The following is a 22,276-nucleotide window of genomic DNA, read 5'->3' as shown; positions in this document are numbered from 1 at the left end:
CCATTTCCGATGCAATTATCTCGCACCATTCAAGACTTAGTTTGTGCCTGTTCGTCGACGCAACACAGTCAAAAGCTTCTCAAATAGATCTGGTAAAGGTGCCTCAAAGATCATCCGCTCACAGGTGAGTGGATGATCTAAGCCAAGCTGCACTGCGTGAAGGATCTGGCCAGGTAAATCCATCGGCAATTTGCGGCAGCGGCTGTAAATGGGATCACCAACTATTGGATGACCAATGTGTGCACAATGAACACGAATCTGATGGGTGCGCCCCGTATCAAGCTTGAAACGCAGCAAGGAATAGTCAGCTAATCGTTCAACCAACGTCCAATGGGTGCAAGCATGACGGCCTCCTTCTTCAGTGACCACGGCATATTTTTTGCGATCCACCGGATGGCGACCAATCGCTGCCACGATCGTGCCTTGGTCTCCAGAAGGAGCACCATGCACGACAGCCAAATAGTTGCGCGATGCAATGCGTTTCTGAATCTGTTCCTGCAGTTTCACCAATGCCTCCTGACTCTTGGCAATCACGATGCAGCCAGTGGTGTCTTTATCGAGACGATGCACAATGCCTGGTCGCAACTTGCCACTGATGCCAGGCAGGTCCGAGCAATGATGCAAAAGACCATTCACTAACGTGCCGTTGCGATTGCCTGGAGCTGGATGCACTGTGAGGCCCGCAGGTTTGTTGATCACGATCAGATGTCTATCTTCAAACAGCACATCCAGCGGCATCTCCTCCGGCTGCAGATAGGGCAGCGGTTCCGGCGGTGGCATCCACAACTGCACCTCATCGCCTTGACGCAAAGGAGTCTTAGCTCGCCCGGTGATGCCGTTCACACGTACAAGACCAGCCTCAATAAATTTTTGGATGTGTGAACGGCTCTGCTCCGATCGCTGGCTCACAAGCCAACGATCCAGTCGCATCGGCAAGGGCTTGGGGTAGTGCAGCTTCAGCAATTCACCCTCACCTTCCCCGAATGCCAATGTCCGTTCGTCCAATGTCATGGCAACGGCAACTCCAGTGCGATCGGCCCTAACAGTGCTCTGCGAAAGTCATCCAAAAGCCTTTGGGCCATTCGCCCTGTATCACCTGAGGTGTGGCGTTCGGCAACAGTCATCAACCAAGCATGGGCATCAGCTTGATCACCGGCCAAGTTGATGCCGTAACGCTGCTTAAGGATCCCTGCAACCACCCCAGCCGCCGCCTGCTTCTCCAACACAGTCAGTGTCTCCAGCAACGCGAGGGCCACCAACTCAACGTCATAGGCGGCTTGGCCGATGTCATCGCAAAGGGCGAGATGCAAAGCCGCCTGTTGGTCATCGAGGCGGGGTGGCAAAACGCCGGGGGCATCAAGTAAGTCAAGGTCTTGACCCAAGCGCACCCAGCGCAGGGTGCGGGTCACGCCAGCGCGACGAGCACTCTCCACAACTTTCTGACGGACCAAACGATTGATCAGGGCGGACTTGCCCACATTGGGAAACCCCAAAGTGAGGGCCCTTACAGGGCGTGGTCGCATACCACGGGAGCGGCGGCGTTGATTGAGCTGATCTCCAGCTCGTATGGCTGCTTGCTGAACCTGCTTAACACCTGTGCCAGCCTTGGCATCGCACCACCAGGGGGTTTGGGCTTGGTCACGGAACCAACGATCCCAAGATTGTCGAGCCGCAGAGGAAATCATGTCGCGGCGGTTGATCACTAGCAAATGCTGCTTGCCCTTAATCCATCGCTGCAGCTGCGGATGAGCAGTGGCTATCGGGATGCGAGCATCCCGCACCTCAATGACAAGGTCAATTTTGTCGAGATTCTTGCTGAGTTGTTGTTCCGCTTTAGCGATGTGGCCTGGATACCACTGAATTGTTGGAGTGCTCACGGCACTACCAGCACCGGACAAGGGGCCAACTGGATCACCCGGGCTGCTGTGCTCTCGCTATCGCCATCCAAATTGACACCGCGTGTGCCCATCACGATCACATCCACATTTAATTCATCAGCCACATCGCAGATCACGAACGCAGGCTTACCTTCTCTCTCCAACATTTCACAAGCAATCCCAGCCTGCTCGACTTGCTCTCGAGCCCGTTTCAACAGAACTGCTACAGCCTCAGGATCATGCATTTCAGGCCGCTCAGCCTGGACCACAGACAGGATGATCAAACGGCTGTTATGGCTTCTAGCGAGTTCCAAAGCCTTGCTGGCTGTTTCCATCGCTTCCCGGCTCTGATCAATCGGGAAGAGAACGGTTTCAAACATGTGTTTGAACTAAATGCTTGCTTCAATCTTGTCTTAGCGCCAACCAGATCAGTGCGCCGGCCCATCAAGCCAACCAGCCAAACAAAACACGGGTTAATGTCAGCGGGTTTTTCTTACCGTACGGCACAACCCCCATGGCGAAGCGTTCACTGTCCAATCTCAGCGCAGCGGACCTACGCAGTAAGCGTGTGCTGGTTCGGGTTGATTTCAACGTGCCTCTCAACGAGAACGGCGCCATTACCGATGACACCCGCATCCGCGCCGCCCTGCCCACCATCAATGACCTGATCGACAAAGGTGCTCGGGTGATCCTCTCAGCCCACTTTGGCCGACCAAAGGGTCAAATCAACGAAGGAATGCGGCTCACACCAGTAGCAAAACGCCTCAGCGAATTACTGGGTAAAAACGTGACAAAAACCGAAAGCTGCGTTGGTAGCGACGCCGAAGCAAAGGTTAATGCCATGGCCGATGGAGATGTCGTACTGCTCGAGAATGTGCGCTTTTTCTCAGAAGAAGAAAAAAACGACGCCAACTTCGCCCAAAAGCTCGCAGCACTTGCTGACGCTTATGTCAATGACGCCTTCGGTGCTGCACACCGCGCCCACGCCTCTACAGAAGGGGTCACCAAATTCCTCAACCCCAGTGTGGCAGGCCACCTGATGGAGAAGGAACTGCAATACCTGCAAGGTGCCATCGACGACCCCAAGCGACCCCTTGCAGCGATCGTGGGTGGGTCCAAGGTCAGCAGCAAGATCGGCGTGTTGGAAGCCTTGATCGACAAGTGCGACAAGGTGCTGATCGGCGGCGGCATGATCTTCACGTTCTACAAAGCGCGTGGCCTTTCAGTCGGCAAGAGCCTGGTGGAAGAAGACAAGTTAGAGCTGGCCAAGGAGCTAGAGGCCAAGGCGAAGGCCAAGGGGGTTCAACTGCTTCTGCCCACTGACGTTGTGCTAGCCGATGACTTCGCCCCCGCCGCCAATAGCCAGACCGTATCCATCGACGCCATTCCCGATGGTTGGATGGGACTGGACATTGGCCCCGACTCAATCAATCTCTTCCAAGACGCACTGGCTGACTGCCAAACCGTGATCTGGAACGGCCCCATGGGCGTGTTCGAGTTCGATAAGTTTGCCGCCGGCACCAACGCAATCGCCACAACCTTGGCGGACCTCAGTGGCAAGGGTTGCTGCACAATCATTGGTGGTGGTGACTCCGTAGCTGCTGTTGAGAAGGCCGGCCTCGCCGAGAAGATGTCTCACATCTCCACCGGTGGTGGCGCCAGCCTTGAGCTGCTGGAAGGCAAGGTGTTGCCAGGTGTCGCCGCTCTCGACGACGCCTAAGCAAAGACCTCGCTTGTCTTATCGGGCCATTGCTTGCATCACTGCAATGGCCCCGGCATTCATTAGCTCTGATAAGAGCTCTCGAGCAAACTTCCGGCGGAATACCGATCTATCAGCGAACTTTCATCCCAGCAATCGCAAGGCGCATTAACAGCGAAGGAGATTGCAATTGGCTAGACGATTCAGCGCCTTGCGAGCTTTGAGCTGCCCGAGTGCAAACCTGCAAATTCTTGTAGGTCAAACTCGTCGAGCATCACGAGGCAAGATCCTCAGGTTGCAGGTTTGAAGTAACTACCAATGTTGAGCTGAAGCAGTAAAAATCGAAGCAGCTCTACTGACAAACATGAGCAAAGCGCAGCTAAGCCCAAGGTCGAGCCTTGCCTTTGTTGGCCTCGGCGCATTGGGTTTACCAATGGCTGCCAATCTGCTGGCTGCGGGCTATGAGCTGAAGGTTCACAGCCGCAGTCGTGCGGCTGAACAGAATTTGGCTTTGCAAGGTAGCCGTTCCTGTAGCTCACCAGCAGAAGCTGCAGCAGACAGCCAGGCTCTACTGATTTGCGTTAGCGATGATGAAGCAGTAGAAGAGGTTCTTTTTGGTTCTCAGGGAGCAGCTTCTATGCTCAGCTCCGGCGCCGTTGTGGTGGATTTTTCGACGATCGCCCCAGCAACGTCGATCACCATGGCTGAGCGACTTGCTGATCAAGGTGTGGCTTATTTGGATGCACCGGTAACTGGAGGCACTGAAGGGGCCAGAGCAGGAACTCTTACCGTTCTAGTGGGTGGCAACACACAAGTTCTGGTAAGGGTGCAGCCACTGCTGGAAGTGATCGGCGAGAGCATTCATCACTTCGGTTCGGTGGGACGGGGCCAGCAGGTGAAGGCGCTCAACCAAGTGCTGGTGGCTGGCAGTTATGCCGCGTTAGCAGAAGCAATCGCGCTAGGGCAGCAGTTGGGTCTACCGATGCAGGAGGTGATCACAGCCTTACAGCATGGTGCTGCAGGCTCATGGGCCCTCAAGCACCGATCAACAGCGATGTTGGAAGATCACTATCCGCTCGGCTTCAAGCTGGCTTTACATCACAAGGATCTCGGCATTGCCCTGGAAACGGCAGAACGCGCGGGACTACAACTGCCAATTACAAGCCAAGTGAAATCCATGGAGGAGAGCTTGATTGAACACGGCCATAGCGAGGAAGATTTATCAGTGCTGAGGCGGTGGTTTGATCACCAACAGGCAGAAGCTCAGCCATTCTGATCGAGCCTTCGATAGTCTGAATCAGTTGTTGATACCACTTCAATTGAAAGTTAGTATTTCATTCAAATAAAAGCCAATATATTCAGCCCGAATGCTTATTCATGGCCTACTATTGCACCAATTTTAACTGATTCGTGTAGAGGGGACTAGTGATGGTATCAGCACTATTTGATTGATCAGTTAGGCTACACAAATCAATTCACTGCAACGACTAAAGGCACGCAAGATGCACCTGAAATCTCACTGATCACCATGGTAAAAAATGACAGCCTGCATAACCAATCAAGTTGTCCAGTGCCTTTGGCTTGATGTCGAATCCGTTGTTGTATAGCTTCCGTCGCTGCCCTTATGCAATGAGAGCTCGATGGGCTCTTTTGGTTTCTGGTCTTTTGGTGAACTTGCGAGAAGTGGCCCTAAAAAATAAGCCGCCAGAGCTGCTGCAGGCTTCTCAAAAAGGAACCGTGCCAGTTTTGATTACTGCAGACGGGACAGTGATTGACGAAAGCATGGATATCATGTACTGGGCGCTTCAGCAAGCTGACCCCTTCGATGGGCTACGCAGCGGAAAAGTCGGAGAACAACAAACCATTCAGCAGCTTATCGAACAGAATGATGGCCCGTTTAAATATCATTTAGATCGTTTTAAATATGCCTGCAGGTTCAAAGGAGAAGATGCCGAAGAACATCGCAACATGGCTAGAGACATTCTTTTGGAATGGAATGCGCGACTAGCACAACAAGAATCAAGTGATTGCTATGGTTGCTTAATTGGAGAATCTCAGAGCTTGGCAGACTGGGCTCTATGGCCTTTTGTGCGTCAATATCGTCTCGCTGATCCATCAAGCTTTGATTGCGATCAAGATCTTCAAGCCATCAAAAGATGGTTGCAAGCTTTTCTGCAACATCCACTGTTTGCAAGATTGATGCCACCAGTCAAGCCTTGGTTGCCAGAACATCAACCGCGGACTTTCCCTGCTGATTCAAGTTTAGTTAAAACAGATCAACCATTGTTTCATCTGGCTTTGATTGAAGACTGGCAAGACGCATGCAATCAAGGGGTTTATCAATTCTCTACTCGCGGATTAAAACTCAAAGAGATTGGATTCATTCATTTGAGCTATCAGCATCAACTTGAGTCTACTTATCATCAATTTTATCGTGATCGAGGCCAAGTGCTTAGCTTGAAATTAAATGCAGAGCAACTGTCAATGCCGCTTCGAGCCGAACCCTCATCAGCAGGGGAGCTTTTCCCTCATCTTTTTGGAGTCCTGCCTTTGAGTGCTGTAGAACTTGTGGAAACTTATCCATGAATGAACGCGTTGATGCCTGTCAAGATCGTCTTCACTTTGCCGCGACAGAGAGGAACCGTGATGCAATTGCTGCTGTTCTGAGCAAAGTGCTGCCGAGCGATGGGAGAGTGTTGGAACTTGCAAGTGGCAGTGGCGAACATGCCGTTGCTTTTCAAAAACTGTTCCCCAAGCTCATTTGGCATACCAGCGACATTGATCCAATACATCTTCGCAGCATCAATGCTTGGATCCACTTTGAGCAGCTTGAACAGACCATGCCCCCACCCCTCAAGATCGATGTCAACGCACGCCCCTGGCAATTGCCTGATGGATTAACTGACCATCTTTCTGGGGTTGTTTGCATCAATATGATTCATATCTCTCCTTGGAATTGTTGTGAATCTTTAGTCCAAGAAGCTGCTCAATTACTGGGCAGCTCTGCGCCACTAATTCTCTATGGACCATACAAGCGCAATGGTCTTCACACGAGTGAAAGTAATGCCAGATTTGATGATTATCTGCGCACGCAAGATCCAAGTTGGGGAGTGCGTGAACTCGAAGATGTAGAACGTCTTGGTGTCACTGCAGGCCTCTTGTTGAATGAGGTGATTGAAATGCCTGCCAACAACCTCTCCTTGATCTTCACGCCTAGGCAATCATGACTGGATCACGCCAATCAAGAGATCCCATCTCTACCGCTGACGGCAATGAAGAAGATTTACGCCAACCAAAACTCAAGGGATCAGTTCGTCTTCATGGCTTACCACCCGCACACGCTTGGTCACTGTGATCACGCCATCAGGATGCACCAACATCGCTGCCCATGTTTGGCTGCCGGGCGTGAATGGGGCCTGCACTGATTTAAAGATTCCACCACCATGCATCGGTGCCAGCTGGATATCAGGAGTGCTTTGGAGACTCACCTGTGCAGGCGTAAGAGCAATCAAGCCACCGGCAACCATCGCATGGCCCAAGGGCTGATCAAAGATCACGTCAACGTCATAACGACTACCTGTGAGCACAGCATCAGGAATCAACAGGCTGATCGGCAAAGGTTTGCTGGCGCTACGCAGGATCGATTGCTCGCTGATCACTTCTTCACCAGTGATCAGTTTGCCTTCAGTGAGCAATGCCAAGCGTTGGTTGGCCTCAAGGGCATAGCTAAGGCTTTCCGCTTCACGACGACCACGCACTTCAACTGCAAAGGTCGGCTGTCCATTCTTTAAAGGTTTGGCAGGACGAACAGACCAACGGGCATCAGGAAACTTGGCAGAGAAAATGCGAAAACGATTTTCCAGATCAGATGCATATTCGTCTGCGAGCAGACCTCTGAGGGCTTCATCTCCAGGTGTATTGAGAGCCTGTTGCAATCGGCTACTGAGATGCACAGCATCTGCAGCCCTGCCAATCAATGGCATCAACCCTGAACACAATGCCAGCAGACTGGAGGCCAAAGCGATTGGCTTGAGATGACGCACTGGAGGCTTGAGGGCACTGCCGATAAGTTAGGCCGCACCTTCATGCTCTGCCCACTGCCATGCCCAGGCTTCTGATTGCTGCAAGCGGCACCGGTGGCCATCTTTTTCCAGCACTGGCTGTTGCGGAAGCCTTGCCCGGCTCCTGGAGTGTGTGCTGGCTGGGAGTGCCAGATCGCCTAGAAACCCAACTGGTGCCAGAACGCTATGAGCTGACCACTGTGCGCGCCGGCGGTCTACAAGGTCGCGGCCTGCGCAAGTTGGTGCAGTTGTTGCAATTACTCGCTGCCACTGGCCGGGTCAGAAAGCTACTGCGAAAGCAAGGCATCCAGACTGTTTTCACCACTGGGGGCTACATCGCCGCACCAGCAATCTTGGCGGCTCGCTGGTGCGGAATCCCTGTGGTGCTGCACGAATCCAATGCCATCCCCGGACGAGTGACGCGCTTATTGGGCCGCTTCTGCCAGGTCGTGGCTGTAGGCCTCTCTGTTGCTGCTAAGCGCATCCCAGGCAGCAAAGCTGTGGTCACAGGAACACCGGTGCGCTCGGCATTCCTTTCGCCACAGCCCTTGCCGCGTTGGGTTCCTTGCGGTGATGGCCCATTGCTGGTGGTGATTGGTGGTAGTCAAGGGGCCGTCGGACTCAACCGCATGGTGCGAGGCGCACTGCCATCGCTGCTGGAGGCCGGTTGTCGCGTGGTGCATCTCACCGGCAACAACGATTCAGATGTAGGAGAACTCGATCACCCCAACCTGGTGGAACAGCCTTTCAGCCATGAGATGCCTGGTTTGCTGCAACATGCCGATCTCGCCATCAGCCGTGCGGGCGCCGGCAGCCTGAGTGAATTGGCCGTCTGTGGCACCCCAGCCATCTTGGTGCCCTTCCCCCAAGCGGCAGACCAGCATCAAGAGGCCAACGCAGCCTGCGCCGCTGCGCTTGGGGCTGCCGTGATCGTGCATCAACATGCAGCCGAACATCGGGCTCTTGGTCATGCTCTGGAACAACTCATGGGACCTCGCCTACGCGGCAACGCTGCTGCCAGCAACCCTTTAATTCCCATGAAGCAAGGCATGATGAAGTTGGCAGTGCGTGAGGCAGACCAGCTGCTGGTGACATTGCTGAAGCAACTCATCGGAGCAGGGCTTTGAACGCAGCAAGGATGCGGCGATTGCCTGACCTCTGCTGCAAACCAATGCGCAACCAGCGCTCCCCAAGTTCTGCAAAGGAGCGGCAGTCACGTAACAGCACGCGCCGATGAGCCATTCTCTCTCGTAATGGCACAAGGGAGACATCGCCACGAATCAACAAGAAGTTGGCGGCAGATGGATAAGACCGGATCCCTGGTAGGCAACGCAGTTGAGTTTGCATCCAAAGACCTTCCTGAGCAACCCATCCCTGGACCCGCGCTATCCAGCGCTCGAAGGCAGGACGATCCGCCATCAATGCAATCCCTGCAGCAATCGCTAACCCATTAAGAGGCCATGGATCTCGCCATTGCTGCCAACGTTGTAAACGCTCAGGCGTGCCAATGGCATAACCCAAACGCAATCCGGCCACAGCAAACAACTTTGTCAAACTGCGAATTACCACAAGATTGGGGTGGTTGACCACCAGCGAAACAAGAGACTGGCGCTCCCCATCGGGCACCAATGGCAAAAACGCTTCATCACAGATGACCAGCTGATAACGCGCTAGCAACGGTTCAAGCGATGCTCTGCTCCACAACTGACCAGTAGGGTTATGGGGATTGGTAATCCAAAGAACATCGCTATTCGATAGCAGCGGAAAAGGTTGAGGCATCTCACCAGACCAGGAGAGGGGCAGTGGCAAAGCTTGCTGGCAGGCTTGCCAGCACCTCAGAGCCCTGCCGTAATCAGCAAAGCCTGGACTAGGCAGGCCACTCACGCCCTCAGTCGCCGCATCACGAGCGGCCCAGGTGAACAGTTCCGCCGCGCCATTTCCCGGCAACACCATCAGGGGATCAACCCCATGCCAGTTGCTGATCACTTCTCGCAAGCGCTGATGGCTGCGATCCGGATAATCCCTCAGCGTGTTGTCAGTTAGAGCCCTTCTTAAACACCCTTGTAAAGCTCGCGATGGAGGGAAAGGCACCAAAGAGGCACTGGCATCCAAAAGCTGCTCCGGTCGACAACCCAGCCGTTGCGCCTCATCAATGCGATTGCCACCGTGAAGGGAGGGAGCGGAGCTCAAGTCAATGGCGACCCATAACAACAATCCATCCTGCCGAGTGGGAGGGAGTCGACTTGCTCAAAAAAGCCGATAGAAAGCAATGGCATAGCAAATTTCTAATCGCTCAAACGATGCGCCGTCGTCTCACCGCTTTCATGGTGATCCTGGTTGGCAGTACTGCAATCCTTGGCATTGCTCAACGCAGTGGAGCTGACAACAACTTCAAGCATCTCGTTCAACTGCTGGAGACAGGCACCTGCATGAGTTGCAGTCTTGAGGATGCCGATCTGATGCATGCCGATCTGCGTGCTGCCAACCTTGAAAAGGCCAAGTTGCAGAGAGCCGATCTCGGTCGCGCTCAGCTTGATGGAGCCAACCTAAACGGGGCTGATCTGAGCTTTGCCACCCTTCGCCATGCCTCATTACGTGGGGCTGATCTCAGAGGCGCCACGCTCACAGGCACTGATCTGATCGGAGCCGATCTCAGTGGCGCAAAACTGGACGAAAACGGATTGTCTAGTAGTCACTGGAAGGATGCCAAAGGAGTGCAAGCAGTGGCTAGCGACTATGCCTCCCTCCATAACGCTGGTGTGGAGGAAGTTTTGCAAGGTCGCTATCCAGAAGCAGAGGACTACTTCAATAAAGCGCTAATGCGTCGACCGGATGCAGCAATCACATGGGTTGCCCGCGGCATCACTCGAGCCGAACAAGCGAAACGAGAATTGGCCTCAAGAGATTTTGCCTTCGCCGCTGAGCTCTACGAACAACAAGAACAACCTGAAATTGCCAAGCAACTACGAGACGGTGCAGAACAAGTGAAACAAGATCCAGCCCAACGAGGAGGCAATGGAGTTGGTAGCTCGATACTTAACAGTGCAACTGGTTTGTTTCAACAGTTGCTACCCATAGCAGTTAAGTTTTTATCACCCCTCGCCTTTTAAAAGCACAAAATGAAAGACGATTAATTATGTTGAACTACTGGGAATAAATTAAATTGCGTGTTGCTTTGGTAGAAGGTTGATAACCATAGCCGTAAGCCCCCCCCCGCTCGTCATTAATAATACGAGGCGTAACCATGATCACCAGCTCATTCTTCTTTCTCGATCCAGACGACGACCTGAAGAACTGACCAATTAAAGGTATATCTCCCAAAATCGGCCATTTTGTGACCACCTCCGTATCCGAATCGCTAATCACACCAGTAAGAATCAATGTTTGACCATCACGAACGCGAACGGCACCCGTTTCCAGGCGCCTTGAGTTAACAGTTCGAACGTCCCCACATTTGCCTCCAGTGCTGATTGGCTGGCCCACAACTGCTGAAAGATCAGGCTCAAGCGTAAAGGTAACGAAGCCATTGTCATCTATTTTGCTAACCATGGCCCCTAAAGTTAAACCGGCATTATCAAAACCAGCCTCGCAATAAGCATTGCCATTGCCGTCTTGGACTATTTTGTATGATGTAATAATTTTATCGCCAATTGTAACCTGGGCCTCATTCGCTTTTGAACGTCCAATCTCGCTAGAAATAGATTCAGGACTCTCCGAGAGTATCAAGGTTGGCGAGGCCATAACTTTGGTATTGGACGATATAATTTGTGCTCTCAGGAAATCATAAAAGGCTTGGTCTGGGTAATTTAAAGCTGGGTTTGGTGTCCTTGTTGCGGCAGCGGGAGTTGTTGAAGACTCGGCCGTAGTAACGTCATAATAAATTGGCCCTCTGCCTTCATTAGTAGCGATTGAACCATCAGGATTGAACTGCATTCCCTCTGCCCTTACAGCTCTTCCTTCATCATCAGTCTCAATGATTCCTGTAGAAAAACCTTGAGCATCAACAAGATACATTAAACCATAGTCAACAGCCTGAGTTTTAGTAGTGCTAACTCCACTTTCAGTTTCCACTGGTGCAGAGCTAAAAGTCTCTTCATTGGCTGGTATATTGCTACCGAATGCTGCCAATAATTCACCATTATCGTTGACAATTAAGTTATCTCCAAACCGCACCGAAAAGCTATTATCCATTTCGCTATTATTGTTTAAATTAACATCTAATATCTTCACTGACAACGCCACTTGCCTCGAGCGCAGATCGATCTGCTTGAGATAGCTCTCCGCCACAGCAACCAATTGCGAATCCCCTACCAATGTGATTGTCTGCAAGCGAGAATCAGTTGTGCCCGTTAACCCTAATAGCGGACCATCAGAAGCCCCGTAGGATTCAATTTCGGTTGTAGTAGATGTAGTTTGAGAAGTCTGATTGCTCAGCTCGGATGTCCCTGCAGATTTCGCATCTCCTGAAGTGATAGTGGTGGTGTTCACACGTTTAATCGATGCCCCAAGGCTGGCCAAGTATTTGGCAGCAGAGAAGGCAGTTGCTTGATTTAAGCGATAAATCTTTGAAACCTGAGGCCCAAATGTTTTACTCGCAACGGCACTGCCAACAAGCAACGTGCGGCCATCAAGCTTTCCCTGTAACCCTGATGCCAACAGCACCCCATTGAGGGCACGGGCATAGCTCTCATTTTGAAATGCCATCGACACCTTCTTATTCCCACCATTGACTGGAGCATCTGCTGATGTGCCCACTCCAGTGGTGTTTCCACTTTCTGAATCATCCCCTACAAAAATGAATCCATAGCCTCCCAATCGAGCAAGAGACATCAAGGCATCTTTCGCAGGAGCATTGTTCAAGGTCAGAGTCACTGAAGGACCACTCACCTGCACAAAACTGCGGTTACTCAGCACCATGGTGCCCACGGCCATATCTCCTAGTGCAGGCGCTACAGCACGTTGTCGCAAAGGCGGTACATAAGACGCCTGAGGCACCCGCCCTGGTGTGCGTAGATCCAATCGTCCAGTTTGCTTAGCCTGAGCAGTCAACCCAGGAAAGCTAAGGATCAAATTGCGGCCGTCGGCACTAACCAATGGTTCCATTAACGGCCTGCCGGCCACCCCTTCAACATTTAATTGATAGCTCTCGCCTGATCCTGCAAGGCTCACAGATTGCAGCCCCAGTTGCGGCATCGACACTTGCTGTGGACCGCGTCGTAGACCAGGTTTGCCCTGGGTAGTCAATCGACCTTCCCAGTTCTGACCAGTCTGTCGCTGCCGCACAACGGGCTGTGGGCCCACACCTTCAATGATGACTTCAACGCTGTCCTGCGAGCGTCGCAACTTCAGCTCCATCGCCCCCTGCTTCTGTGCCTTCACCGGAGCTGGCAGCATCAAGCCACCGCTGATAGACGCGCCATACAAACCAAGAGCTGCAAGCAAAGGAACCAGTCGCTGGGAACGAGACATACGGCGACCCAGGGTCGATCTGGCACACAATCTTCACGGATGGTATCGATCGATTTCCTTGCCAGCCAGGGGCGCTTCAGGCTTCAGGAGAGAATCCTTCCTCAGAATCAAGAATCCTTCGATTGCCTTGCTTGGCAGGAACGGATGTTTTGTCATAGAAGGTTAGTTTCAGCTTGAGCTGCGTGAGTGCTGGTCCTGTTATGACGTCATCTTCTGGCCCCTGCTGAGGGTCGAGTGCTGTGAGCTCAAGATCACTGGGTTGGACCACGAGCTGCAAAGCTTCTATTCCTCTAAGAAAGCCTTGCAGGGCGATAAAAGGTCCACGGGCCTGAAGGAGCACGGCTGTTTTCTCGTAACCACGGCCTGCCAGTGGGTTTTCAGGGCTGATCTCCTCGCCATCTGGATTCGACTTCGTTCCCGGAGGCTCTTGGCTGGTAGCTGCCGATGGTGACGGGGCGACTAAAATAGGTTCATAGAGCTCCAGAACCACCCCTGCCGTCATGGCTTCGCGGCTCAATTGAGCCAAAAAGGTTTGGATTTTGTTCTTACCTGCCACCAGATTCAGCAACACATCTTGCTGTTGTTGAACCTTTGCTAGCTGTTCAGTGGCTGTCTTCAACTGGCCAGGCAGGAAGGGTAATGAGGCCTCTTGGTTGAGCAGTTGTTCCAGGCGTTGCTGCTGGTCTCCCAAGCGAACCAAGCTAGGCGATACAACCGTGAAGACCAATGAGCAAGCCACTATGCCGCCTACCACGAGCGGCACTCCCACCAAGACACGCTCACGTGTGAGTTTGCGTTGCCAGCTCGGTCGCTCTTGGCTGAGATTGGTCATGGTGCTACCCCCTGCTCCTCAAGCAGCCGATAGCGCTCTACCAAACCGCTTGCACCCAACTCACTCAACTCCTGTAGAGAAGGCTTCGCCTTGGGATCCAAAGTCACATCGACGCTGAATTGCACGAATTCCCCATCCTCATCAGCCCCCTCCCTCACCACTTTCAAGACCTTCACCCCATCAGGTTTCACCATCGGCAGGGCCGAAAGTTGCAGAACCAATGCATTGATGCGTTCAAAGGGCCCCGGAGAACCACCGCCCAAGGATTGACCGACAATTTTGATCTGCTGAGTTCTTACCGCAACCTCCTTTAGCTGTATGCCTTGAGGCGTCAGCCGGCGCAATTGTTCCATCAGTGCAGAGCTGGCTTGAACCGCGACCAACTGTTCAGCGATCTGGGTGTTTTCCTTACGTATGACTGCTGTACGTGCCTTTAGCTGCTGCAGTTGCTTCTGATCCAGCCGCAATTGTTGCTCTAGTGGCTGCAAGCGATCAAGCTCAACCTGTTGCTGACTTTCTTGCCAGGCCAACCAAGCGGCCACTGCCCCTACAGCGAGCACCAGCAGACCACCGAGTCCCAGGCCCTTGGCAAGCAAGGAACGCACCTGAGGCATAAGAGCAGGCTGAGCCGTCAGACCCAACTCTTGGCGACGCTCTTGCAACAGATTCAACTCAGCCTTAGTTAATGAAGCCATCAGCGCTGCTCCCAAGCGCCCGCTAGGGCTAAACAAGCCAAAGTTGCGCAGTCACCCTGCCAAAAATCAGGATCTGGCCCTTCAAGGGCGGGTTGCTCTTCACCAACCACCCAAAGCTTTTGCTTGCTTAGGCACTCACCTTGGCCTAGAGACTCCAACGCTAAACAAAGTTGCTGCTGATCAACAGCAGCGGCTGTAATCCACCATGCCAAAGGGGGTGACGCCCCGCCGCTGTGCAAACGCCAAGCTTGCAAAACCTCATTAAGCTCTTGCAAAAAATCCTGCGACAGATCGTCACCATCAAACGAAGCCGAAAGAGCATGGTCGAGCTCAGGTAAACCGCCGCGTAATAGCACCAAACGCCAGTGTCCATGATGCTTCAACAACCAAGCTAGATCTCCTTCAAAGTGTTGGCTGGCCGCACGTACAGCTCGCCAGGCAGCTGTCAGCATCCACTCAAGGTTGAGGAGCGGCAGATCCGCCGCCTCGACGACATCAATCCAGGCATGCACCATCAACCGATCAGTCACAACCGCTAAAGACAGCGGCGTTGGAGTCGACAAAGATCCAGCAAGCTGCACTGATGAAACAGCGCAATAAGACTCCGGTAAGGACAATGGCCAATTCAGCTCAGGGTTGAGTTCTCGCAGGGCCTTTACCTGATCCACCTCTGGTTCACCATCGGGCCAGCAGAGCAAGCGCCATTGACAGGTCTCCATCGGCAACAACATCTCCAGCTGGCCTCCGAGAAGACCGATATCAAGAAGTAGGTCCCCTAACAACTCACCCAAAGCTTGACGCTGGGTCGGCATGCCTGAACGACAAAGGCCCTGAGGTAGGGGTACATGTCGAAGAGTCAATCTCTCCCCCTGTTCCCAGAGCATCACGAGAGCAGACTCATCAACAACAAGCAGCACCCGTTGTTGTAAAAGCCACCGCTCCGCCATGGCCTGCAACTGTTCCAGCTGCGGAAAACGTTCGCGTAGACCAGCCAACACCAAGGAAAGGCAACCCCGCTCTGGATGAAGGGTATCGGCTACTGCCAGGGCACGCCGCTCCCGACAGCCTCCGACACATGCCGGAAGCCATGGCGGTCAAGCTGGCCGATCAGCCCATCCAAAATATTTGGTACCAAATCTGGACCCTTAAAGATCCAACCGGTGTAAAGCTGCACAAGTGAAGCCCCGGCACTGATTCGCTCCCATGCAGCCTCTGGCGAGTCGATGCCTCCCACGCCGATCAAGGGCAACGCTGGACCTGCCGTGGCCCGCAGCCGACGCAGCACCTCCAAGGCCCGTTGACGCAGAGGCGCTCCACTGAGCCCACCAGCCTCCTCCGCGAGGGTGCGACCCGTTTTGGGAAGGACCCGCCCGTCGAGGCCGAATCTGTCGAGGCTGGTATTCACAGCAATGACACCTGCCAAACCCTCCTCATAAGCCAAGCGAGCCAGGCCATCAATGGCATCATCCTCGAGATCCGGAGCGATCTTCACCAGTAGTGGCGGGCATCCTGGCAATCGTCGCAATCGCTCCACCAGACGCCTTAACTGGCTGGCATCCTGGAGATCACGCAAGCCTGGTGTATTAGGAGAGCTGACATTGATCACGGCGTAATCCGCCAATGGTGCGAGCAACTCAAGCGATAAGGCGTAGTCGTCTGGGGCCTGCTCCAATGGCGTGATCCTGGATTTGCCCAAGTTGAGACCCAGCACAGCTGGACGCTGGCCAGGTGAAGGCAAAGCCTGTTTCTCCAAAGTGCGACGCATTACCTCAGCACCGTTGTTGTTGAAACCCATCCGGTTCAAAGCGGCCTGCTCAGCAGCAAGGCGAAAGAGTCGGGGCCGAGGGTTACCGGTCTGCCCATGCCAAGTCACAGTGCCGAGTTCGGCGAATCCAAATCCAAAGCGATCCCAGATACTGGCCGCCACTCCGTTTTTGTCAAAGCCAGCTGCCAGTCCAACTGGATTAAGAAATCGGCAGCCGAACAACACTTGCTCAAGCCGCAGATCATGGCGTTGCAAATCCAAGGCTATAGCTGCCAGGACAGCTGATACGCCTGGCCAATCTCTACGTAGGGACGTCTGGCTAAGGGCACTCAATGCTGCTTGAGTCAACTGTTCCGGATCTAAGCCCTGATCATTCGCGAGTATTGCTCCCAGCCAACGGCGATACAACTCACCGGTGGAGTACACCTTTGCAGGTGATGGCTCAGCCATCCTGGGCCTCCTCAGATCTGATCCGATCCTGCCGCGCAGCGGTGCAATCGCCAGCGGTTTTCCCCCACAGGCTCCAATAGCCAATCGCGCCAACGCCAGGGGGCAGTCTTACTCGCAAGCTGCTCGATTGGTTGCTCCACCAATTGGGCCAACTCAACGAGGCTGAGGCCATAGCCACGCACAGCAAAACGATCAGCCAGCTCCAGTCTTGTTAGCAGCCGCTGCAAATCAGAAGGGGCAAAATCTTCGCCATCTCCAGCTTCTTTGATCGGCTCAAAAAGACCGAGTGCAATAGAGGCTGACCCCTGTCCAGACATCAACGCTGGAGCACCACCACCTTTGGAAAAGCTCACTGCGATTTGATCAACCCTTTCATTGTCTGGGTCACCGCTGTGACCTTTCACATAAGCCAGGGGCACATCATCCAAGCGAGCACGGTCTAGAGCTCGCCAGAGATCTTGATTCAGCACAGGCTTGCCAGCCGCCGTACGCCAACCCTTACGTTTCCATCCCGCCATCCATTTGCTCAAACCATCAATTAAATATTTGCTGTCGGTACGGATCTTTAAATCGGGGTGACAAGGAAGCTCTTTGAGCTGCTCCAGCACATGAAGGGCCGCCTGAAGTTCCATGCGGTTGTTGGTCGTGGCCGGCGCATAGCCTCCGAACTCCTCCACGCTCCCATCCTCAAAGCGCAGCAGTGCCCCCCAGCCCCCAGGGCCAGGATTTCCACTACAAGCCCCATCAGTGGCAGCAGCCACAACCCGTCCACGACTATCAGCCATTTGAGAAGTCTGTTGTTGTTTGGTACAACACGGTTCGCTTGGTTCTTAGTAATTAGACGCTATGTCGCGAACCTACCCCGAGCTCCTCATGGCATTGAGAAAGCCAGGCAACAGGCTGTTGGTTTTAGGTCTTGGTTTCTTCACTTTGCTGACGACCTTGCCAGCAATCTCCAAAACGATTTTCAACAGTCAGCCTCTCAACCAAGAACGTTTGGTCGTATTGGCTCAGGCAGTGGGAGGAAATCGCTGGAAACTGCTCGTACTCGAACAAATCAAGCCTCTGCCACTGTGCTGGGAAACCCGTCCAGACGGATTGGTTAACCCAACCCTTAATAACTTCAATTTTGCAGGAATCTGCAATCGTTACTTAGACAGCAACGGCTATTCCTTGCGAAGTAGCGGCGAAGACGTGGCTCACAGCTTTCGGCTGCGCATCAAACAAAACCGAGATCGTCTGGAACTAAAAGCCCTCGATCCTGCGCGGTCGCTTCCAATTACCGTTGCCAGCGCAATACTTCCTCAACGCAATCGTGATGCGTTTGTGAAATTAAACTTGGAACCCGGCTGGAAGCTGGAGCGTCGCATATACCAAGGACGCAAGCTCAGCCACGTCTACTTTGCTCATCCAGATCCTGTGAACCTCTTAATTGCCAAAGCATCAGCTCATCAAGGACCTGCCGTCTTCAAGCAACTAGGCGCTCCCAAGGCACCACTCCCTCCCCCAATTTCAATAGCCAACAACAGCGTCATCCATGGTAAAGGCCCGATTCGACTCCTTGTGATTCCTTATCGTCCCTGACGCAGGCCCACTGCAGAGAGGACAGTTGAAGTAGCGCCCCTTAATACTAGTAATGCTAAAAATTGGCTCATATCATTAACATCGTGAGGGGTGCGAAACAACAGTTCAGGGTCGAAACAAGGAAAGACTCCTGATTCTGTTCCACCTAAAAATCCCTGCCTTTGGCGGGGTTTTTTTTTGCATATTTGCCACGCAAAAAAACACCGGCCCCGAAGGACCGGTTAAGAGTTAAAAAAACGGATGCATAGCAACCAAGCTGAAGGCCGCTATCCGCTGGCCATCACTTGAGACTGACCTTACCGCCAACCTCTTCGATGGCCTTCTTGAGGGCCTCAGCATCATTCTTAGCAATGCCTTCCTTGATGGTCTTAGGAGCTGCTTCGACCATGGCTTTAGCGTCGCCCAGGCCGAGGCCGGTGGCTTCACGAACGGCCTTAAGGACCTTGATCTTGGCTGAAGCGTCGAAACTCTCAAGCACAACATCAAATTCGGTTTGCTCTTCGGCAGCTTCAGCAGCAGCACCAGCAGCAGCACCACCAGCAGCCATCACAACGCCTGCAGAAGCAGCGGCAGAGACGCCAAAAGCATCCTCAATCTGCTTAACCAGCTCAGACGCCTCAAGCAAAGAAAGGGTTTTTAGCGAGTCAAGAATGTCGTCGGTTTTTTTAGACATGGTTTGGATTAAGCAACAGATCAGGGAGAAACAGTCGAATCGAAGACGTTCAGCTCTCGCCACTCTCGGCGTGCTGATGAAGTGCCCGGGCAAGGCCGGAAGGAACCTCGTTGATACCCACAGCAACCTTGGTAGCCAAGGCATTGAGGGAACCTGCGATCTGCGCCATCAGAACCTCCTTGGTCGGAAGATCACCAATAGCCTTGATCTCACCCTGTGAGAGGAGCTTGCCTTCGAAAAGACCACCCTTCGTCTCGGATTTTTTAGTGTCCTTCTGAAAAGCCTGTACGGCCTTAACAGCACCACCAACATCGCCCTTGATCAGAACGAAGGCGTTGGTACCAGTCAGTAAGGATTCGAGATTCGACCAGGCACCATTCCCATTAATGGCGTGGCGCATCAAGGTGTTTTTGGTCACCTTGCACACCCCGTTGCTGGCCTGCAAACGCGTGCGCAGATCAGACATTTCCTTAATGGAGAGGCCCTGATAATCCAGGACCAGTGCCATTTCGGCCTCGCCGAGAAGCTCCTTGAGCTCTTCGACAATCTGTTGCTTGCTCTCCAGAGTGCGGCCCATAGGAATTGGATCGGATCGGGTGAACAAGCTAGACACGCACTTGCCAAGTGCTCAAAAAAGAGCGGAGGCCGCGTGTCGATCCAATCCCAACAGGGAAAAACCTTCGCATCTACCTCGACAGGACTTAAACAACCTCAAAGGATGCATGAAGCATCACTGAAAGATGGCAACCTGTTGTCTTGGGTCGGGCGCGTGCCCGTTGGCTTTCGCCAAGGAGCAACCCTACAGCAAGAAGGTCAAGCGTCTTCTTCGAGGTCCTGAAGAGCAGTTACGTCCACTTCCACTGAAGGGCCCATGGTGGAGGTGATGTACAGACTCTTCCAATAGCGACCCTTGGCACCACTTGGCTTATTGCGATCGATGGTCTCCTGCAAGGTCTTCAGATTCTCGAGCAGGGCGTCTGCGGAAAAACTTGCCTTGCCGAAACGCACATGCACGATGCCAGCACGATCAGCCCTGAATTCCAGCTTGCCGGCCTTGAACTCCTTGATCGCAGCCGCTAAATCCGTGGTTACTGTTCCAGCCTTAGGGTTTGGCATCAGGCCACGGGGACCTAGGACTCTGCCCAGCTTGGCCACCTTCGGCATCATGTCAGGGGTAGCGATCAAAAGATCGAAATCCATCTGGCCTTTGCCGATGCTTTCCACCAAATCATCATCCCCAGCCAACTCAGCCCCAGCTGTCTTTGCCTCAGCTAATTTCTCACCCCTGCTGATTACAGCAATGCGCACGCTCTGACCCGTACCTTGAGGCAGAGCAACAGTGGTTCGCAACTGTTGATCGGTGTATTTGGGATCAATCCCAAGTCGCACGTGGGCTTCGATGGTTTCGTCGAACTTTGCTGTGGCGTTCTCTTTGACGAGCTGAATGGCCTCAATAGGCTGATAAACACGGTCTTCAACTTTGGCGAGAAGACCAGTAATACGTTTAGACAGTTTTGGCATGGCAGATGTGGGGTGCAGGCGACACAACGTGTCTCCCCCGAAAATGGTGAATAGATGAATCTTGAAGATGGACGCTACATCAGTGTCAGTCGCTGATGGAAACGCCCATGTTGCGAGCAGTACCTTCAATGATGCGCATGGCTGACTCAATACTGGTGCAATTGAGATCAGGCAGCTTGGTCTTGGCGATCTCTTCAAGCTGAGAACGGCTTAGGGAGCCGACCTTGCCATGGGCGGACTCACCAGAACCTTTTTCGATCCCGGCAGCCTTCGTGATCAGCACTGATGCTGGGGGAGTCTTGGTAATGAATGTGAAACTACGGTCTTCAAAAACCGAGATCTCTACCGGAATCACTAATCCGGCCTTGTCCTGCGTGCGAGCGTTGTACTCCTTGCAAAACGCCATGATGTTGACTCCATGCTGGCCAAGGGCAGGACCCACAGGCGGAGCAGGATTAGCTTTGCCAGCATGAAGGGCCAGCTTGATCACAGATACAACTTTCTTGGCCATGGACGAGCGGGATTGAACGATTGCGGATGACCTGGCCCTTGGGACAAGTGCGGCAAGATGGTGGCCCACCTCTTTGGCCGCCCTCCGCAGGGAGACGGCCGCCGTTAGCTCAATTCTGTTTATTGATTTGAGAAAACTCGAGTTCCACAGGTGTTTCTCTGCCAAAGATTGAAAGAAGAGCTTTCAGCTTGCTGCGCTCTCCAGAGACTTCGATCACCTCTCCCTGGAAGTCCTTGAAAGGACCCGAGGTCACAAGGATCTGATCGCCCTCCGCGAGATCGACCTTGACGAGTGTCTTTTTCTCAGCAGCACGCTTGAAGATGCGATCCACCTCCTGACGACTGAGCGGTCGGGGTTTGATGTGACCACGAGCTTTACCTGTGGCGCGCCGGTCCTCAGCCCCTACGAAGTTGATCACGTTGGGGGTGCTGCGTACCGCCATCATTGTGTCTTCATCAAGAACCATTCGTACCAACACGTACCCCGGAAAGACTTTCTCCTCAGTGGACTGACGACTGCCATCCTTTTTCAATTTCACCGCTGGGGTCTGGGGAATTTCGATCTCCAGAATCCTGTTGCTAACACCAAGGGTGACAGCTCGCTGCTCAAGAGTTGCCTTCACCTTCTTCTCACAGCTCGAGGCCACCTGAATGGCATACCAGCGGGCTACGGTTGTTCTGGCTGCAGGAGTTGGGGCCTTGGTGCCCTCCTCTCCATCATTAGGAGCCGGCAGTTCCAGAACCTCAGATGGTTCTTGTGGTGTGAGCTCGAGTTCTGACACTTGCGCTGATAAGAAGCTAATGGTTTGGGAAAGACGGTTGAGGCAAGACAGCAAAACCGCCCTACAAAATCAAACGAAAATCTGGGACGACGCCCAGCTATAAAACCGACTCACGGCAGCGATGAATGCAGCCGAGAGACTGACCATCAGGATCACGGCGATGGATTCGCTGAACAGCTGCTGGCGACTGGGCCATACCACCAGGCTCAACTCCTCATATGTTGCTGCAAGAAACCCACTCTGACGGGTCGGTTCTGCCTCAGGAAAATCGCTGGAGTCTGTGGTGTCCTCGGCAGGAGATTCGCTGGAGTCTGTGGTGTCCTCGGAAATAGGGCTGGTCACGGAGCTTAGGCCGGTG

The 22,276-nt window shown here is 53.3% G+C and carries 24 protein-coding genes; 7 read left to right on the top strand and 17 right to left on the bottom strand.

Annotated features, from left to right (window positions below; all coding sequences use genetic code 11):
• Positions 1-36 precede the first annotated feature (36 nt).
• From SIB79_RS10970 to SIB79_RS10960, 3 genes are read right to left on the bottom strand one after another with little or no spacing between them, the layout of a single operon-like run.
• Positions 37-1,011 carry an RluA family pseudouridine synthase gene (locus tag SIB79_RS10970; protein ID WP_063404600.1) on the bottom strand — a complete coding sequence of 325 codons (975 nt, stop codon included), beginning with the start codon at positions 1,009-1,011 and terminating at the stop codon, positions 37-39.
• Entirely contained in the window at positions 1,008-1,877 is an 870-nt protein-coding gene (gene ylqF, locus SIB79_RS10965) for a ribosome biogenesis GTPase YlqF (protein WP_063404602.1), read from the bottom strand. The genes SIB79_RS10970 and ylqF overlap by 4 nt, the downstream gene beginning before the upstream one ends.
• Positions 1,874-2,257, bottom strand: coding sequence for a universal stress protein (locus tag SIB79_RS10960; protein WP_063404604.1), 384 nt, complete (start codon positions 2,255-2,257; stop codon positions 1,874-1,876). The genes ylqF and SIB79_RS10960 overlap by 4 nt, the downstream gene beginning before the upstream one ends.
• A 134-nt stretch (positions 2,258-2,391) precedes the next feature.
• Between SIB79_RS10960 and SIB79_RS10955 the strand changes: the two genes are divergently transcribed.
• From SIB79_RS10955 to SIB79_RS10940, 4 genes are all read left to right on the top strand, one after another.
• A complete protein-coding gene (locus SIB79_RS10955) occupies positions 2,392-3,597 on the top strand; it encodes a phosphoglycerate kinase (protein WP_011131470.1) in 1,206 nt (401 codons plus the stop codon).
• Between the two features lie 343 nt (positions 3,598-3,940).
• Positions 3,941-4,852 (top strand): NAD(P)-dependent oxidoreductase, encoded by a 912-nt coding sequence (locus SIB79_RS10950; RefSeq protein ID WP_063404606.1) that lies wholly within the window; start codon positions 3,941-3,943, stop codon positions 4,850-4,852.
• 308 nt (positions 4,853-5,160) lie between these two features.
• Positions 5,161-6,162 carry a DUF952 domain-containing protein gene (locus SIB79_RS10945; protein WP_063404609.1) on the top strand — a complete coding sequence of 334 codons (1,002 nt, stop codon included), beginning with the start codon at positions 5,161-5,163 and terminating at the stop codon, positions 6,160-6,162.
• Positions 6,159-6,803 carry a DUF938 domain-containing protein gene (locus SIB79_RS10940; RefSeq protein ID WP_063404611.1) on the top strand — a complete coding sequence of 215 codons (645 nt, stop codon included), beginning with the start codon at positions 6,159-6,161 and terminating at the stop codon, positions 6,801-6,803. The genes SIB79_RS10945 and SIB79_RS10940 overlap by 4 nt, the downstream gene beginning before the upstream one ends.
• A gap of 72 nt (positions 6,804-6,875) precedes the next feature.
• Here SIB79_RS10940 and SIB79_RS10935 read toward each other — a convergent pair whose 3' ends face one another.
• Positions 6,876-7,559, bottom strand: a complete 684-nt coding sequence (locus SIB79_RS10935) for a hypothetical protein (RefSeq protein ID WP_063405358.1) — start codon at positions 7,557-7,559, stop codon at positions 6,876-6,878.
• A 119-nt stretch (positions 7,560-7,678) separates the two neighbouring features.
• On the opposite strand from SIB79_RS10935, the gene murG reads away from it, so the two are divergent.
• Positions 7,679-8,764, top strand: a complete 1,086-nt coding sequence (gene murG / locus SIB79_RS10930) for an undecaprenyldiphospho-muramoylpentapeptide beta-N-acetylglucosaminyltransferase (protein WP_063404613.1) — start codon at positions 7,679-7,681, stop codon at positions 8,762-8,764.
• On the opposite strand, the gene SIB79_RS10925 is transcribed toward murG, so the two are convergent.
• On the bottom strand, positions 8,745-9,827 hold the full coding sequence (locus SIB79_RS10925; RefSeq protein ID WP_063405360.1) for a pyridoxal phosphate-dependent aminotransferase: 1,083 nt from the start codon (positions 9,825-9,827) through the stop codon (positions 8,745-8,747). The two genes, murG and SIB79_RS10925, sit on opposite strands and share 20 nt — an antisense overlap.
• A 110-nt stretch (positions 9,828-9,937) precedes the next feature.
• On the opposite strand from SIB79_RS10925, the gene SIB79_RS10920 reads away from it, so the two are divergent.
• A complete protein-coding gene (locus SIB79_RS10920) occupies positions 9,938-10,747 on the top strand; it encodes a pentapeptide repeat-containing protein (protein WP_063405362.1) in 810 nt (269 codons plus the stop codon).
• A 34-nt stretch (positions 10,748-10,781) separates the two neighbouring features.
• Here the strand turns inward: SIB79_RS10920 and SIB79_RS10915 are convergent, their stop codons facing one another.
• The 6 genes from SIB79_RS10915 to rnhA all read right to left on the bottom strand — a co-directional run bounded on the left by SIB79_RS10915 (position 10,782) and on the right by rnhA (position 17,633).
• On the bottom strand, positions 10,782-13,106 hold the full coding sequence (locus SIB79_RS10915; protein ID WP_063404616.1) for a type II and III secretion system protein: 2,325 nt from the start codon (positions 13,104-13,106) through the stop codon (positions 10,782-10,784).
• A 76-nt stretch (positions 13,107-13,182) separates the two neighbouring features.
• Positions 13,183-13,938, bottom strand: coding sequence for a hypothetical protein (locus tag SIB79_RS10910; RefSeq protein ID WP_063404618.1), 756 nt, complete (start codon positions 13,936-13,938; stop codon positions 13,183-13,185).
• A complete protein-coding gene (locus SIB79_RS10905; protein WP_063405364.1) occupies positions 13,935-14,633 on the bottom strand; it encodes a PilN domain-containing protein in 699 nt (232 codons plus the stop codon). Before SIB79_RS10905 ends, SIB79_RS10910 begins: the two co-directional genes overlap by 4 nt.
• Positions 14,633-15,631, bottom strand: coding sequence for a hypothetical protein (locus tag SIB79_RS10900; protein WP_236072731.1), 999 nt, complete (start codon positions 15,629-15,631; stop codon positions 14,633-14,635). The genes SIB79_RS10905 and SIB79_RS10900 overlap by 1 nt, the downstream gene beginning before the upstream one ends.
• A 38-nt stretch (positions 15,632-15,669) precedes the next feature.
• The gene (locus tag SIB79_RS10895; protein WP_063404622.1) at positions 15,670-16,848 is read right to left on the bottom strand and encodes a quinone-dependent dihydroorotate dehydrogenase; all 1,179 of its coding nucleotides are present in this window, start codon (positions 16,846-16,848) and stop codon (positions 15,670-15,672) included.
• A gap of 11 nt (positions 16,849-16,859) precedes the next feature.
• Complete coding sequence (gene rnhA, locus SIB79_RS10890; RefSeq protein WP_063404624.1) at positions 16,860-17,633, bottom strand: ribonuclease HI; 774 nt, start codon at positions 17,631-17,633, stop codon at positions 16,860-16,862.
• A gap of 61 nt (positions 17,634-17,694) precedes the next feature.
• On the opposite strand from rnhA, the gene SIB79_RS10885 reads away from it, so the two are divergent.
• Entirely contained in the window at positions 17,695-18,432 is a 738-nt protein-coding gene (locus SIB79_RS10885) for a DUF3747 domain-containing protein (protein ID WP_063404626.1), read from the top strand.
• 280 nt (positions 18,433-18,712) lie between these two features.
• Here the strand turns inward: SIB79_RS10885 and rplL are convergent, their stop codons facing one another.
• From rplL to secE, 6 genes are all read right to left on the bottom strand, one after another.
• On the bottom strand, positions 18,713-19,105 hold the full coding sequence (gene rplL, locus SIB79_RS10880; protein ID WP_063404628.1) for a 50S ribosomal protein L7/L12: 393 nt from the start codon (positions 19,103-19,105) through the stop codon (positions 18,713-18,715).
• 49 nt (positions 19,106-19,154) lie between these two features.
• A complete protein-coding gene (gene rplJ, locus SIB79_RS10875; protein WP_063404630.1) occupies positions 19,155-19,682 on the bottom strand; it encodes a 50S ribosomal protein L10 in 528 nt (175 codons plus the stop codon).
• Between the two features lie 236 nt (positions 19,683-19,918).
• On the bottom strand, positions 19,919-20,626 hold the full coding sequence (gene rplA, locus SIB79_RS10870) for a 50S ribosomal protein L1 (RefSeq protein WP_063404632.1): 708 nt from the start codon (positions 20,624-20,626) through the stop codon (positions 19,919-19,921).
• Between the two features lie 85 nt (positions 20,627-20,711).
• Positions 20,712-21,137: a 50S ribosomal protein L11 gene (gene rplK / locus SIB79_RS10865; RefSeq protein ID WP_063404634.1), complete on the bottom strand. Its 426-nt coding sequence runs from the start codon at positions 21,135-21,137 to the stop codon at positions 20,712-20,714.
• 109 nt (positions 21,138-21,246) lie between these two features.
• Complete coding sequence (nusG, locus tag SIB79_RS10860) at positions 21,247-21,918, bottom strand: transcription termination/antitermination protein NusG (protein ID WP_011131451.1); 672 nt, start codon at positions 21,916-21,918, stop codon at positions 21,247-21,249.
• Between the two features lie 69 nt (positions 21,919-21,987).
• On the bottom strand, positions 21,988-22,260 hold the full coding sequence (gene secE / locus SIB79_RS10855; RefSeq protein ID WP_063404636.1) for a preprotein translocase subunit SecE: 273 nt from the start codon (positions 22,258-22,260) through the stop codon (positions 21,988-21,990).
• Between the last annotated feature and the right edge of the window lie 16 nt (positions 22,261-22,276).

The organism is Prochlorococcus sp. MIT 1342 (genome assembly GCF_047304495.1).
Lineage (GTDB): Bacteria > Cyanobacteriota > Cyanobacteriia > PCC-6307 > Cyanobiaceae > Prochlorococcus > Prochlorococcus marinus_D.
This window is presented reverse-complemented; position numbering and strand designations above follow the sequence as displayed.

What these genes read in the sequence shown, in the direction of transcription:
- SIB79_RS10970 (WP_063404600.1), bottom strand. Translation starts at nt 1,011, where the DNA reads ATGACATTGGACGAACGGACATTGGCATTCGGGGAAGGTGAGGGTGAA.
- SIB79_RS10960 (WP_063404604.1), bottom strand. Translation starts at nt 2,257, where the DNA reads ATGTTTGAAACCGTTCTCTTCCCGATTGATCAGAGCCGGGAAGCGATG.
- SIB79_RS10955 (WP_011131470.1), top strand. Translation starts at nt 2,392, where the DNA reads ATGGCGAAGCGTTCACTGTCCAATCTCAGCGCAGCGGACCTACGCAGT.
- SIB79_RS10950 (WP_063404606.1), top strand. Translation starts at nt 3,941, where the DNA reads ATGAGCAAAGCGCAGCTAAGCCCAAGGTCGAGCCTTGCCTTTGTTGGC.
- SIB79_RS10945 (WP_063404609.1), top strand. Translation starts at nt 5,161, where the DNA reads ATGTCGAATCCGTTGTTGTATAGCTTCCGTCGCTGCCCTTATGCAATG.
- SIB79_RS10940 (WP_063404611.1), top strand. Translation starts at nt 6,159, where the DNA reads ATGAATGAACGCGTTGATGCCTGTCAAGATCGTCTTCACTTTGCCGCG.
- SIB79_RS10935 (WP_063405358.1), bottom strand. Translation starts at nt 7,559, where the DNA reads ATGCCATTGATTGGCAGGGCTGCAGATGCTGTGCATCTCAGTAGCCGA.
- murG (WP_063404613.1), top strand. Translation starts at nt 7,679, where the DNA reads ATGCCCAGGCTTCTGATTGCTGCAAGCGGCACCGGTGGCCATCTTTTT.
- SIB79_RS10920 (WP_063405362.1), top strand. Translation starts at nt 9,938, where the DNA reads ATGCGCCGTCGTCTCACCGCTTTCATGGTGATCCTGGTTGGCAGTACT.
- SIB79_RS10915 (WP_063404616.1), bottom strand. Translation starts at nt 13,106, where the DNA reads ATGTCTCGTTCCCAGCGACTGGTTCCTTTGCTTGCAGCTCTTGGTTTG.
- SIB79_RS10910 (WP_063404618.1), bottom strand. Translation starts at nt 13,938, where the DNA reads ATGACCAATCTCAGCCAAGAGCGACCGAGCTGGCAACGCAAACTCACA.
- SIB79_RS10905 (WP_063405364.1), bottom strand. Translation starts at nt 14,633, where the DNA reads ATGGCTTCATTAACTAAGGCTGAGTTGAATCTGTTGCAAGAGCGTCGC.
- SIB79_RS10895 (WP_063404622.1), bottom strand. Translation starts at nt 16,848, where the DNA reads ATGGCTGAGCCATCACCTGCAAAGGTGTACTCCACCGGTGAGTTGTAT.
- rnhA (WP_063404624.1), bottom strand. Translation starts at nt 17,633, where the DNA reads ATGGCTGATAGTCGTGGACGGGTTGTGGCTGCTGCCACTGATGGGGCT.
- SIB79_RS10885 (WP_063404626.1), top strand. Translation starts at nt 17,695, where the DNA reads ATGTCGCGAACCTACCCCGAGCTCCTCATGGCATTGAGAAAGCCAGGC.
- rplL (WP_063404628.1), bottom strand. Translation starts at nt 19,105, where the DNA reads ATGTCTAAAAAAACCGACGACATTCTTGACTCGCTAAAAACCCTTTCT.
- rplJ (WP_063404630.1), bottom strand. Translation starts at nt 19,682, where the DNA reads ATGGGCCGCACTCTGGAGAGCAAGCAACAGATTGTCGAAGAGCTCAAG.
- rplA (WP_063404632.1), bottom strand. Translation starts at nt 20,626, where the DNA reads ATGCCAAAACTGTCTAAACGTATTACTGGTCTTCTCGCCAAAGTTGAA.
- rplK (WP_063404634.1), bottom strand. Translation starts at nt 21,137, where the DNA reads ATGGCCAAGAAAGTTGTATCTGTGATCAAGCTGGCCCTTCATGCTGGC.